Here is an 11,467-nt window from a genome sequence, read left to right as displayed (position 1 = left end):
TCGGGCACGCGTCTATCACGGCCATGAGCGGCGACGACACTCGAAGCCGGGCGAACGAGGTCCGTGACGACGGCGACGATGACGGTCGAGAGTGGCGCTTCGGCATCGACGACGTGGGCCCGGACGGGGTGACCGAGGACACGTCGACGCCCGAGAGCGAGCCGATCGAGCCGGGATCCATCGACGCCGAACACGCCGCGTTCGTCGTCCTCGGGGTCGCGCTCGTCGTCGGCGTGTTCGTGTTCGGCTTCTGAACGTCGTCCTCCGGGATCTCTCGTCCGCTCCTCGGGTGAGCCGTTGGGGACGTTCCGTGGTGCTCCGTCGTCCCCCGCGGGACTTCGTCGTACCACAACTTATCCGCCTCCCAGCCGTATAGCGGCGCATGGACGTGCTCTTCCAGGCGGGCCTGATCGGTCCGGACACGCTTCCGCTGCTGTTGTTGACGGCGGGGCTTCTGTTGGCGATGGCGGAGGCGCTCGCGCCGGGTGCGAACTTCATCGTCGTCGGCATCGCGCTCATCGGCGCGGGACTTGGCGGGCTACTGCTCGCGACCCTCGGCGTCGCCTTCGGCGGCCTGGTGTTCGTGATGGCGATCCTCACCCTCGTGTTCGGCGCGGCCGCGTTCTACGGCTACCACGAGTTCGACCTCTACGGCGGGAAGGGACAGGCCCAGACCAGCGACAGCGACAGCCTGAAGGGGAAACTCGGAACCGTCTCGGAGACCGTGACCCCGCGGGGCGGGCAGGTGAAACTCGAGGGCGGCGGCTTCAACCCGCACTACTCGGCGCGCTCCATCGAGGGCACCATCGAGGAGGGCGAGGAGGTCATGGTCGTCGATCCCGGCGGCGGCAACGTCGTCACCGTCCAATCGATGACGTACGTCGAGGACGACATCGACCGCGAACTCGCCGCCGACCGAGCCCGAAAGGAAGCGGACGCCGACGACGGCACCGCGGAAGCCGCCGGCGAGCCGAGCGAGGACGCCGACTCGGACGTCACGGAGACCGCGGCGGCAGAGGTCGACGCGGAGCGCGACCGCTCCCGGTAGTTCTCCGATCGGCGGGAGCGTCGGAGGAAGGACCGCCGACTAGGGGACCCGGGACCGCCGGAGCGATGGAACCGGACGGGTGGTCGAGTGTGCATCCGACGAGAGAATGACGCTCGTCTGACTGACATTTATGCGCGTCGATGAGGTATATGCTATCTCGACACATGATCTCCGACCCCTCCGTCGAGAGCGCCCCCGGTCGAAGCGAGCCGGACGGTAGCGAGCGGTACGCATCGGGAGCCCCTATCGGTCCGATCTCGGCGGCCCGAAGCGATCCACCCGATCGGAAACGTCCCGTGGACCGACGAAGCGGCCCGTCGAATCGAGAGGGGAACTTCCCGGATCGGGGTTCCGGCCGGTCCGACCGCGACGACGGGTCTTCGGATGAAGACCGCTTCCTTGACGCGGATCGCTCCCCGGACGAGACGGAGTCGATCGACGACGAGATCGCGCGTCTGGAAGCCGAGATCGAACGCAGGGACCGACACTTGCGGTACGTCATCGAGCGGTACGAACGACTTCTCGAGGAGAAGGACCGTCGGCTCTCCGAGGAACGCACGGAGACGTCGGACGACGTCTGGTCGGCGGTCCGCTCGACGGTCGCGCGTCTCCTCCCGGGCGATCGATAGCGTTCCCGGTTCGTCGCCTTCGGCCGCGATAGCGACAATACGCTTCTGGATCAGTAACATCTACCCCATCATATTCAGCGATCCGAAGAACATATATCGGTGAAGCATAATTGTGTTATATACACATGACTGAACACGACCTCGATCGGAGCCTCGGATTGTATCCGACCATGATGATCAGCATGGGAGCGATGATCGGGAGCGGTATCTTCGTGTTGCCGGCACTGGGTTACTCGAAGGCCGGGCCAGCGGTGATACTCGCGTACCTGCTGGCCGCGCTCGTCGTGTTGCCTGCGGCGCTATCGAAAGCGGAGATGGCGACGGCGATGCCGGAATCCGGCGGGACGTATCTCTACATCGATCGCGCGCTTGGGCCGTTCTTCGGGACGATCGCCGGAATCGGCGCGTGGTTCTCGCTCGTGTTCAAGAGCTCGTTCGCGCTCGTCGGGCTCGGCGCGTATCTCCTTCTTTTCGCACCGATCTCACAGGCTGCAGTCGTGTACGTCGCACTCGGGCTGGGTGCACTGGTCGTGATGTTGAACGTCTCAGGGACGAAACTCAGCGGAACGATCCAGGCGGCCGTCGTCACCGTCGTCGTCGTCGGGTTGTTGGCGTACACGGTCAACGCCGGTTTCGCGATCGATTCGTCGTCGTACACGCCGTTCACGACCCACGGACGGATGGGGGTGGTCACCGCGGCCGCGTTCGTGTTCGTCTCGTATGCCGGCGTCACGAAGGTCGCCAGCGTCGCCGAGGAGGTGAAGGACCCCCGCCGGAACCTCCCGCGGGCGATGCTCGGATCGATGGCGATCATGACGGTCCTGTACGTCGCGGTGGTCGGCGCGATCATCGGACTGAGCGACTCCGACGTGCTGACCACGGGCGGTCCCGGGGGTTCCGCGTCGCTTACGCCGATGGCCGACGGCGCGGGTACGCTGTTCGGCGGGTTCGGTGTCGTCTTCGTCTCGGTCATCGCCGTCGTGGCGCTCACCAGCATGGCGAACGCGGGGGTGTTGTCCTCCTCCCGATTTCCGCTCGCGATGAGCCGTGACGACCTGCTTCCGCCGGGACTCGGGCGGATCGACTCCCGGTTCAAGACGCCACGAAACTCGGTGCTTCTCACCGGAACGCTGCTGGTCTCTCTCATCGCGTTCGTCCCGGTCATCGAACTCGCGAAACTGGCGAGTGCCTTCCAGATCCTCGTCTTCTCGTTCGAGAACCTGGCGCTCGTGGCGTTCCGCGTCTCGGACGTCCCGTCGTACGATCCGGGGTTCATCGCTCCGGGCTATCCCTACGTTCAGCTGTTCGGGTTCCTCGCCGGGATCGGGCTGCTCACACAGATGGGAACGGTCCCGATCCTCGGAGCGATCGGGATCATCGTCGGCAGCGCACTGATCTATCTCGTCTACGGTCGCTCCCGAACCGAGCGGACCGGCGCGCTCGGAACGATCGTTCACCGCCGCCGCGGCGAGGAGGACGACGGGATCGCCTCGACGGAGCCTAAATGATCGATCCGGGAGCCCTCCTCGATTCCCGGGTAACTCCCGAGGCACAACGGATAAGCGTCGTCTCCGCGGAGGTTCGGGCATGACGTATCGACTGGACGAGATAGACCGACGCATCGTCCACGCGCTGATGGAGGACGCACGCAACACCTCCGCGCCGATGATCGCCGAGGGACTCAACGTCTCCGCCGGTACCGTCAGGAACCGGATCGACCGGCTCGAGGAGGCCGGCGTCATCCAAGGGTACACCGCCACCGTCGACTTCGAGCGGGCGGGCGGACGACTGACCTCGCTGTACATGTGTACGGTCCCTGCCGCCGAGCGCGAGCGACTCGCGCTTGCGGCCCAGTCGATTCCGGGCGTGATCAACGTTCGCGTTCTGATGGCCGGTCGGCGTGACCTCCAGGTCGTTGCCGTCGGAAACGACACGCGGGACCTCCGGGAGATCGCCCGGTCGCTTTCGGAACTGGACATCCGGATCGAAGACGAGGAACTCGTTCAAACGGAGATCCGAAGCCCGTACACCGCCTTCGGTCCGGACGACGCCCCGGACGCCGAGGAAGCGACCGATCTCGTGACCCTCGGCGACGGCACCGAGGTGTTCGAGGTGGCCGTCGCCGAGGCGGCCCCGATCGTCGGCTCGAGCCTCGAGACGGCCCGCGAGAACGGGATCCTCGCTGAGCAAGTCATTCCGATCTCGATCGAACGGGACGGACGGGTCGTCCAGCCCGAGGACTCGACCGTCATCGAGGCGGACGACGTCGTCACGTTGATCCCGCAGGCCGTCGCCACGGACGAAGCCTTGGACCCGTTCTTGGACCCGACCCCGTCCGAGTGATCGGTCGGCCGGGCTCGGTCTCCGTTCGTCTACGTCGCTCCTTCCCCGTCGCTCTCCGGCCCGTCGGGTCCGTAATCCCGTCGAACGACGATCACCGGATCGCCCGTTCGGTCGGCGATCCGATCCGGTAGGGTCCCGAATATCCGGTCGCCCAGCCGTGATTCCGCCTGGTACATCACGACGGCGTCGTACTCCTCGGCGAACCGGAGGATCTCCTCGTCGTGTTCCTCGCCCTCGACGACGCGAGTATCGACCAGTTCCGCGTCCAATCCGGCCTCGATCAGCCCCTCGCGCGTCTCGGCGACGATCGATTCCGCGTGTTTCCGCGACTCGCCGTCCTCGGCGACGTGAAACAGCGTTACTTCGCGGGTCGAGTCCTCACAGAGCACGTTGACGAACGCCGGGAGTCGGGAGAACTCCGCAACTGCCGGGATCGGAACGAGGATCCGTCGGATCCCCTCCGTCGGGGCCGGATTGAGTTCAGCCGCGCAGTCCTCCTCGAGCATTATCCGATCTATCGCGGTCGCCCGATCCTTTCCGAACACCAGGCGGGTCCGGACCGAACGGCTCGTCTCGCGGAACGGCTCCGCGACCTCCTCGAGTGCCGCCTGTGCTTCGTGCTTGAACTGATCGCGAGCCGCCTCCGAGGGAGTCTGTTCGGGGACTTCGAAGTGGCCCATGACCACGATGTCAAGCGGGGCGAGGTGCCGGACGAGAACCGGAGCGATCGGCTCGGGGTCGGGTAGTTCGACCGGAACGAGGATCGTGTCGGTCATACCGTTTCTCCGTGACCGACGAGAAAGTATCTACCGCCGATCCCCGATCGATCGGCATCGTACACGTGGTCACGGGAGTTCCAATGGGCGTTCTTCCCGTCAGTTTTCGGCGTCGTCGGTTCGTTTCCCTTCCCTCTCGGATCCCCGTTCCGCGAGCCGGCGGGCTGAATCGCTCAGCCCACCGGTGTGTGGCGGGGTCTCGACGTCTCCTCCCCGCTCGATCCCGATCGAGCCCGCGTCCTCGGTCGGCTCTCCGTTCACTCCCTCTGCCGCCGCCTCGTTCCGTCCGTCCTCTCCGACCTCCTCCGGAGTCGCGTCCGGCGGATACGCCCGTTCTCCGGGCGGGACGAACGCGGTTTCGACCGCGCGGACGACCTCCCGAACCGACTCCTCGTCCAGCCGGTCGGCGTACGCCTCGCGGATCAGGTCCGGGACGGCGTACTCGTAGTGTCCGCGCCCGGCGTGGCGAATGAGCCCGGCCTTTCGTATCGGGCGGTGCCGGCTGTAGGCGTGGCCCGCGTCGCCGTCGCCGCCGGCGTCGATGTGGGCGGCCACCGGATCGGAGACGCCCTCGCGTCGGTAGTGCCGCAACATCCCGCGTGACAGCTCCGGAAGCGACTCGATCCGCCCGTGGAGCTCGTCGATGACCGCCTCGCGGGTGCCGAGCTCGATCGCGTCGTCGAACCGGAGCGCGCCCTCCGCCACGTCCGCGCGCGTCACGGGGTCCACGTCGGCCGCCGGCCCGCCCTCGCCGTCGTCTCGGTCCGAATCGTCCTGGCCGGTGGCGTCGCCGTCGCCCGCCGCGGCGTCCTCGCTCTCCCCGTCACCACCCCCGGAGTCATCGTCGATCCCGGCGGAATTCGCGTCTCCCGTGGGCGTTTCCCGGGTATCTGCCGCGTTCGCGGTTTCCGCGGTCTCCTCGATCCCCCCGTCGTACGCGCCGAGTGCGGACTGCGCCCGCTTCTCCGCGGTGACGGACCGTCCGGATCCCCCGCGATAGGGTGCCTCCGCCTTGCCGAGGAGCGCCTGGGCGAACTGGTCGGCCATGTCGCTCAGGTCTCGGGCCTCCTCCAGCTCGCGTTCGAGCTGGCGGATCCGCTGGTCCTTCTTCTCGAGCTCCTGGCGGAGGTCGGCCAGCTCGGACTCGTGGCGCGCCTTCTCGTCGGAGATCGACTGGAGTTCCCCGACGAGGTCGCTCGAGACCGACTTGAGCTCCGGCCGCTCGAAATCGTCGAGTCCGGGGGTCGCGCCGGCGTCGAACGTCTCCTTGCGGTGGAACTGGATCCGGCGGATCGACTCGTCCCAGTCGGTCATCAGGAAGGCCTCGCCGTCGCCTAAGTCCTCGACGGCGCTCGCGTACTTCGAGCCCAAGATTCGGCCGACCACCTTCGTGTCGTTGTCCCAGGTGAGCCGGTGCCAGCAGAGCCAGTCGCACTGGGTGATGAAGTCCTTCTTCACGTCCGCGGGCCGCTGGCTGATCCCGACGATCCCGAGGCCGTGTTTCCGCCCGCGCTTGCCCACCTTGATCAGCATCTTGCCCGTCTCGTCCATCCCGCCGCCCTCCGGGATGTACTCGTGACACTCCTCGACGACGAGCAGGAAGGGCTTCTTCAGGCGCTTCTCCTTGGCGAACAGCTGTTTGACGACCTCCAAGAGCAGCTCGTTCGCGGTGTCCTCCTCGAGATAGCCGGAGACGTCGAGGATGATCGGCACGTTCTGTTCCAAGGCGAGGTTCGCGAGCTTCTCGGCGTGTTCGGGCGAGACGACGATGTCACACTCGTCGTCCGCGCCCGCGTGAAGGATCTCGTACTCCTCCTTTAATCCGTAATACTCCCCGTCCGTGTCGACGATCATGACCGGGAACCCGTTGGATAACAGGTTCTCGATCACGACGCTCGCGGTGTTGCTCTTCCCGGATCCGCTCTTGCCGGTGATGAAGGAACGGCCGGTGAGCACGTCGACGACCGGAAGCTCCACCGACGACCCCGGTTCCGCCGTCGCGTCGCCGCCGATCCCCTCGCTGACGTCCGCGACGTGGATCGTCTCCTGCTCGGCCATACCCGTGACAGGTAGCGCCCGCGTGATAAACCATCGCCTCGGATCGTCCACCATCGCCTCGGATCGTCCTCGTTCGTCTCGGGACGCGGGAAGGTCGGCGGCCGCGGGGAGCGTTCCGACCGCGGGGAGCGTTTCGACCGCAAGCGGGACGAAGCCGCAACGACTTACAGCCCGCCGGTCGATCCCGGATCCATGCCCACGGTCCAGGACCTCATCGACCGGCTCGAGACGGAAGCGGCGGCGGACGCCGACCCGAAGACGACCCCCGACGTGGGGATCATCATGGGGTCGGACTCGGACCTCCCCACGATGGAGGGGGCCTACGACGCGCTCTCGGAGCTCGGGTTCGCCGAACAGACCGACTTCGCGGAGCCGCCGGAGGCCCGGTTCACCTTCGAGAGCTACGTCGTCTCCGCACACCGCACCCCCGAACTCATGTACGCGTACGGCGAGACCGCGGCGGACCGCGGGCTGGACGTCATCGTCGCCGGCGCGGGCGGGAAGTCGGCGGACCTCCCGAACATGACCGCGTCGCTCGCGTATCCGATCCCCGTGATCGGGGTTCCCGTCCAGGAGAAGTCCGTGGACTCCGTGATCGGGATGCCGACCGGCGCGCCGATCGTCGCCGTCGACGCCGGCAAGTCGTTCAACGCCGGGCTGTCGGCCGCACAGGTGCTGGCGCGCGAACACGACGAGATCGAGGAGCGGCTGGTGACGTACCACGAGGACCTCAAGGGCGGCGTCGCCGGCGTCTCCGCCGACCTCCACGACCTGGGGATCGCGGGGTTCCGCGAGAAACACGGGGAGTGACGACCGGACCCGGTCGACTTCCCCGGGATCCGGCCGGCTTCCCCGGGATCCGACGTGGTTTATGACCGCCACGACAACCACGCCCGAGTGACAGTGGAACCGATCGTTCGGCGGATCGTGACGGGCGTCGACGGGCTCCGTGGCGACCCGCGGACGCCGGTCCTGATCGCCGTCGCGGGCGGGTGGTTCCTCTCGCTCGGCGTTCGACTCGTCTATCCGGCGGTGATCCCGCACCTCCGGACCGCGTACGGGATCTCCCTCTCGACGGCCGGCCTCCTGCTCACCGTGTTGTGGCTGGCGTACGCGGTCGGACAGCTTCCGGGTGGAGTCCTCTCGGACCGGTTCGGCGAGCGGGCGGTGCTCGTGGCGAGCACGCTCGTCTCCGGAGCCGTACTGGGGTTGGTCGTCGTCGTCGAAGCCGTCGAGTTTCTGTTCGCCGCGACGGCGCTTTTCGGGCTGAGCACGGCGCTGTACGGGGTGTCCCGGTTCACCATTCTGTCGGCGGTCTATCCCGACAACGACGGAACCGCGATCGGGATCACGATGGCCGCCGGCGACCTCGGGAACACCGTGCTCCCGCCGTTCGCCGGCTTCCTCGCCGTCACGTTCGCCTGGCAGTTCGGGTTCGCGTTCGCGATCCCGGGATTCCTGATCGCGGCGGCCGCCCTGTTCGTGACGCTCCCGAAGCCGAACGGCGGGTCCGGAACCGCCGCTTCGGCCGGGACCGCCCCCCTGCGGCGTGCGATCGAGACGGGCCGAACCGTCGCCGGCGCGCTCCGAACCCGGCCCGTGATCGTCGTGACGGCGATCCAGACGCTCGCCTACTGTGCCTGGCAGGCGTTCACCGGCTTCTATCCCACGTACCTGATCGACGTGAAGGGGCTCGCGCCGACGACGGCGACGCTGCTGTTCGGGGGGTTCTTCGCCATGGGCGTCGCGGTCAAGCCCGTGACCGGTCGCGCGTACGACCTGTACGGCGCGCGGCGGACGCTGCCCGTCGTGTTGACGGTCGCGACCGTGTCGCTCGCGGTCCTTCCCTCCGTGACGTCGCTTCCCGGGTTGACCCTCCTGACGATCGGGCTCAGCGGCCTGCTCGGCTACTCGACGGCGACGCTCTCGTATCTCACGTCCGCCCTCCCGTCGGCCGTCCGCGGGTCCGGACTCGGCGTGCTCCGGACCGCGTACATGGGTATCGGCGCGGGGAGCCCGGTCGTCGCCGGCGCCCTCGCGGACGCCGGCCTCTTCGACGAGGTGTTCCTCCTGTCGTCGGGGCTCGCCCTCGTCGCCGCCGGCTGCTGTCTGTTCCTTCCTCGACGGACGACACGGACGTAGCTCGGACCGCACTCGCGGCCGGGATCCGGCGGGAATAGGTGCCCGGAGACCGGTTCCCGAGAGCCCGCGCGCACGAGTCTCAACGCTTATGAGGGGGCGGTTCAAACCCCAAGACGTTACGGAGACCTATATGAGTGATTGGATAGCGATCGGCGCCTTGGCGGCCGTCGGCCTCCTCATCCCGATCGGGATGATGACGGTTTCGGCGTTGCTTCGTCCGAGCGTGCCTGAGACCGGTAAAAGTACTACCTACGAGTCCGGCGAGACCCCGACGGGCGGGACGCGGATCCGGTTCAACATCCAGTATTACATGGTCGCGCTGTTGTTCGTCGTCTTCGACATCGAGACCGTGTTGCTGTTCCCGTGGGCCGTCATCTACCGTCCGGCGATCGAGGCGGGCGTCCCCATGGCCGACCTGCTGTGGCCGATGTTGGCCTTCGTCGGGATCCTCGCGATCGGACTCGGCTGGGCGTGGCGGACCGGCGCGGTCGAGTGGGCCCGGAGTTCCCGTGCGGCCAGCAGGAAGACGGAGCGTGACCTCAACACATGAGCAGCGACCAACCGTTCATTACCGACGAATCGCGCGTGGTAACCGAGACCCGCGACAGCCGCATGGAGGGTCAGGGCGACCGGTTCAACTCCCGGCTCCGGGAGGCGTTCGGTTCCTCGCCCTTCATTCTCACCAAGTTCGATAAGTTCCTGAACTGGTGTCGTGGCTCCTCGATGTTCATGCTGCAGTTCGGGATCGCCTGCTGTAGCATCGAAATGATGCACACGTACGCGGTGAAACACGACCTCGACCGCTTCGGCAGCGGAGTCCCCCGCGCGTCGCCGCGACAGGCGGACGTGATGATCGTCCCCGGGACCATCGTCTCGAAGTTCGCCCCGCGGATGAAGCGCGTCTACGACCAGATGCCGGAGCCGAAGTTCGTCGTCGGGATGGGTTCGTGTACCATCTCGGGCGGCCCGTTCCAGGAGGGGTACAACGTGATCAAGGGCGCGGAGGAGGTCATCCCGATCGACATCCACGTCCCCGGCTGCCCGCCGCGTCCGGAGGCACTCGTCTACGGGGTCGTCAAGCTCCAGGAGCGCATCGCGAACGGCGAGGCCGCCCCCGTGACGGTGAAGCCGTACGAGCTAGAGGAGTTCTCCGACCTCGAGAAGGACGAGCTCGTCGAGACGCTCGCCGACCAGATCGACGAGGACGAACTCGTCATGCGGTACAACTTCGCCGATTCACCATGAGCCTCGAAGCACCAGACACCACAGAGACGGACGGAGTCCCCGAGCGCACCCCCGACGAGCTGGAGATGCTGCTCGGCGACCTCGTCATCGACCGCGACGACCACCTGAACGCGCCCGGCTTCGTGATCCGGCCGGACGCGGTCCAGGAGACCCTCTCGACGCTGAAGTCGGAGGCGGGCTACGACCACCTCTCGCTCGTCACCGCTCAGGAGTACGAGAACCGATACGAATCGATCTACCACCTGAAGAAGTTCGACGACCCGACCCAGGAGGTCAGCGTCGTCGTCCCCGCGGACAAGGACCGTCCGGTCTCGGAGTCGGGCGAAGCGGTGTTCCGCACGGCGGACTGGCACGAGCGGGAGGCGTACGACCTGATCGGGATCGAGTACGACGACCACCCCGACCTCCGCCGGATCCTCCTTCCAGAGACGTGGCAGGGCCACCCGCTGTCGATGGACTACGACAGGGATCGCCCGCAGATCGCCACGCTCCCGGAGCACGCGAACCCGCTCGAGGACCACCACCGTGACGCCGAGTCGGACACGATGTTCCTCAACATCGGACCGCACCACCCGGCGACCCACGGCGTCCTCCATCTGAAGACGATCCTCGACGGCGAGCAGGTGATCGACGTGGAGCCGGACATCGGCTACCTCCACCGCTGTGAGGAGCAGATGGCCCAGTCGGGCACGTACCGCCACCAGATCATGCCGTACCCCGATCGCTGGGACTACATCTCGGCGGGCCTGCTCAACGAGTGGGCGTACGCGCGGGCGGCCGAGGACCTCGCCGACATCGAGGTCCCCGAGTACGCGCAGGTGGTCCGGACCATGGGCGCGGAGATGTGTCGGATCGCGGCGCACATGCTCGCGCTGGCGACGTTCGCGCTCGACGTGAACGGCGACTTCACCGCGACGTTCATGTACGCGATCAACGACCGCGAGCGCGTTCAGGACCTGCTGGAAGACCTGACGGGCCAGCGGTTGATGTTCAACTACTTCCGGCTCGGCGGCGTCGTCTGGGACCTCCCAGAACCCCGCGGAGAGTTCTTCTCGAAGACGCGGGACTTCCTCGACCAGCTGCCCGGCTCCGTCGAGGAGTACCACGATCTCGTCACCGAAAACGAGATCTTCCAGATGCGGACGATCGACACGGGGATCCTGCCGCCGGAGGTCGCCAAGGAGTACGGGGCGACCGGGCCGGTGCTCCGCGGGTCGGGGGTAGAT

12 protein-coding genes are annotated in these 11,467 nt (G+C 67.0%); 10 read left to right on the top strand and 2 right to left on the bottom strand.

What is annotated here, in order from left to right; translation table 11 throughout:
* Window positions 1-23 precede the first annotated feature (23 nt).
* The 5 genes from OKW78_RS08720 to OKW78_RS08700 all read left to right on the top strand — a co-directional run bounded on the left by OKW78_RS08720 (window position 24) and on the right by OKW78_RS08700 (window position 4,020).
* Window positions 24-254 carry a hypothetical protein gene (locus OKW78_RS08720; RefSeq protein ID WP_281194803.1) on the top strand — a complete coding sequence of 77 codons (231 nt, stop codon included), beginning with the start codon at window positions 24-26 and terminating at the stop codon, window positions 252-254.
* Between the two features lie 128 nt (window positions 255-382).
* The gene (locus OKW78_RS08715) at window positions 383-1,048 is read left to right on the top strand and encodes an NfeD family protein (RefSeq protein ID WP_281194802.1); all 666 of its coding nucleotides are present in this window, start codon (window positions 383-385) and stop codon (window positions 1,046-1,048) included.
* 296 nt (window positions 1,049-1,344) lie between these two features.
* Window positions 1,345-1,677: a hypothetical protein gene (locus tag OKW78_RS08710; protein ID WP_281194801.1), complete on the top strand. Its 333-nt coding sequence runs from the start codon at window positions 1,345-1,347 to the stop codon at window positions 1,675-1,677.
* Window positions 1,678-1,802: 125 nt separating this feature from the next.
* Window positions 1,803-3,185 carry an APC family permease gene (locus OKW78_RS08705; protein WP_281194800.1) on the top strand — a complete coding sequence of 461 codons (1,383 nt, stop codon included), beginning with the start codon at window positions 1,803-1,805 and terminating at the stop codon, window positions 3,183-3,185.
* Window positions 3,186-3,264: 79 nt separating this feature from the next.
* Window positions 3,265-4,020, top strand: a complete 756-nt coding sequence (locus OKW78_RS08700; protein ID WP_281194799.1) for an Lrp/AsnC family transcriptional regulator — start codon at window positions 3,265-3,267, stop codon at window positions 4,018-4,020.
* A 29-nt stretch (window positions 4,021-4,049) separates the two neighbouring features.
* Here the strand turns inward: OKW78_RS08700 and OKW78_RS08695 are convergent, their stop codons facing one another.
* On the bottom strand, window positions 4,050-4,796 hold the full coding sequence (locus tag OKW78_RS08695) for a universal stress protein (protein WP_281194798.1): 747 nt from the start codon (window positions 4,794-4,796) through the stop codon (window positions 4,050-4,052).
* Between the two features lie 99 nt (window positions 4,797-4,895).
* Complete coding sequence (locus tag OKW78_RS08690) at window positions 4,896-6,854, bottom strand: DUF87 domain-containing protein (RefSeq protein ID WP_281194797.1); 1,959 nt, start codon at window positions 6,852-6,854, stop codon at window positions 4,896-4,898.
* 192 nt (window positions 6,855-7,046) lie between these two features.
* On the opposite strand from OKW78_RS08690, the gene purE reads away from it, so the two are divergent.
* The 5 genes from purE to OKW78_RS08665 form a co-directional block, all read left to right on the top strand.
* On the top strand, window positions 7,047-7,664 hold the full coding sequence (gene purE, locus OKW78_RS08685; RefSeq protein ID WP_281194796.1) for a 5-(carboxyamino)imidazole ribonucleotide mutase: 618 nt from the start codon (window positions 7,047-7,049) through the stop codon (window positions 7,662-7,664).
* An 87-nt stretch (window positions 7,665-7,751) separates the two neighbouring features.
* A complete protein-coding gene (locus OKW78_RS08680) occupies window positions 7,752-8,996 on the top strand; it encodes a nitrate/nitrite transporter (protein ID WP_281194795.1) in 1,245 nt (414 codons plus the stop codon).
* 130 nt (window positions 8,997-9,126) lie between these two features.
* On the top strand, window positions 9,127-9,546 hold the full coding sequence (locus tag OKW78_RS08675; protein ID WP_281194794.1) for an NADH-quinone oxidoreductase subunit A: 420 nt from the start codon (window positions 9,127-9,129) through the stop codon (window positions 9,544-9,546).
* Window positions 9,543-10,241 carry an NADH-quinone oxidoreductase subunit B gene (locus OKW78_RS08670; protein ID WP_256411995.1) on the top strand — a complete coding sequence of 233 codons (699 nt, stop codon included), beginning with the start codon at window positions 9,543-9,545 and terminating at the stop codon, window positions 10,239-10,241. Before OKW78_RS08675 ends, OKW78_RS08670 begins: the two co-directional genes overlap by 4 nt.
* The coding region (locus OKW78_RS08665) for an NADH-quinone oxidoreductase subunit C (protein ID WP_281194793.1) at window positions 10,238-11,467 on the top strand (1,230 nt) is incomplete at its 3' end. The genes OKW78_RS08670 and OKW78_RS08665, both read left to right, overlap by 4 nt.

It is taken from the genome of Halorubrum sp. F4 (genome assembly GCF_027257195.1).
In the GTDB taxonomy this organism is placed as follows: Archaea; Halobacteriota; Halobacteria; order Halobacteriales; family Haloferacaceae; genus Halorubrum.
This window is presented reverse-complemented; position numbering and strand designations above follow the sequence as displayed.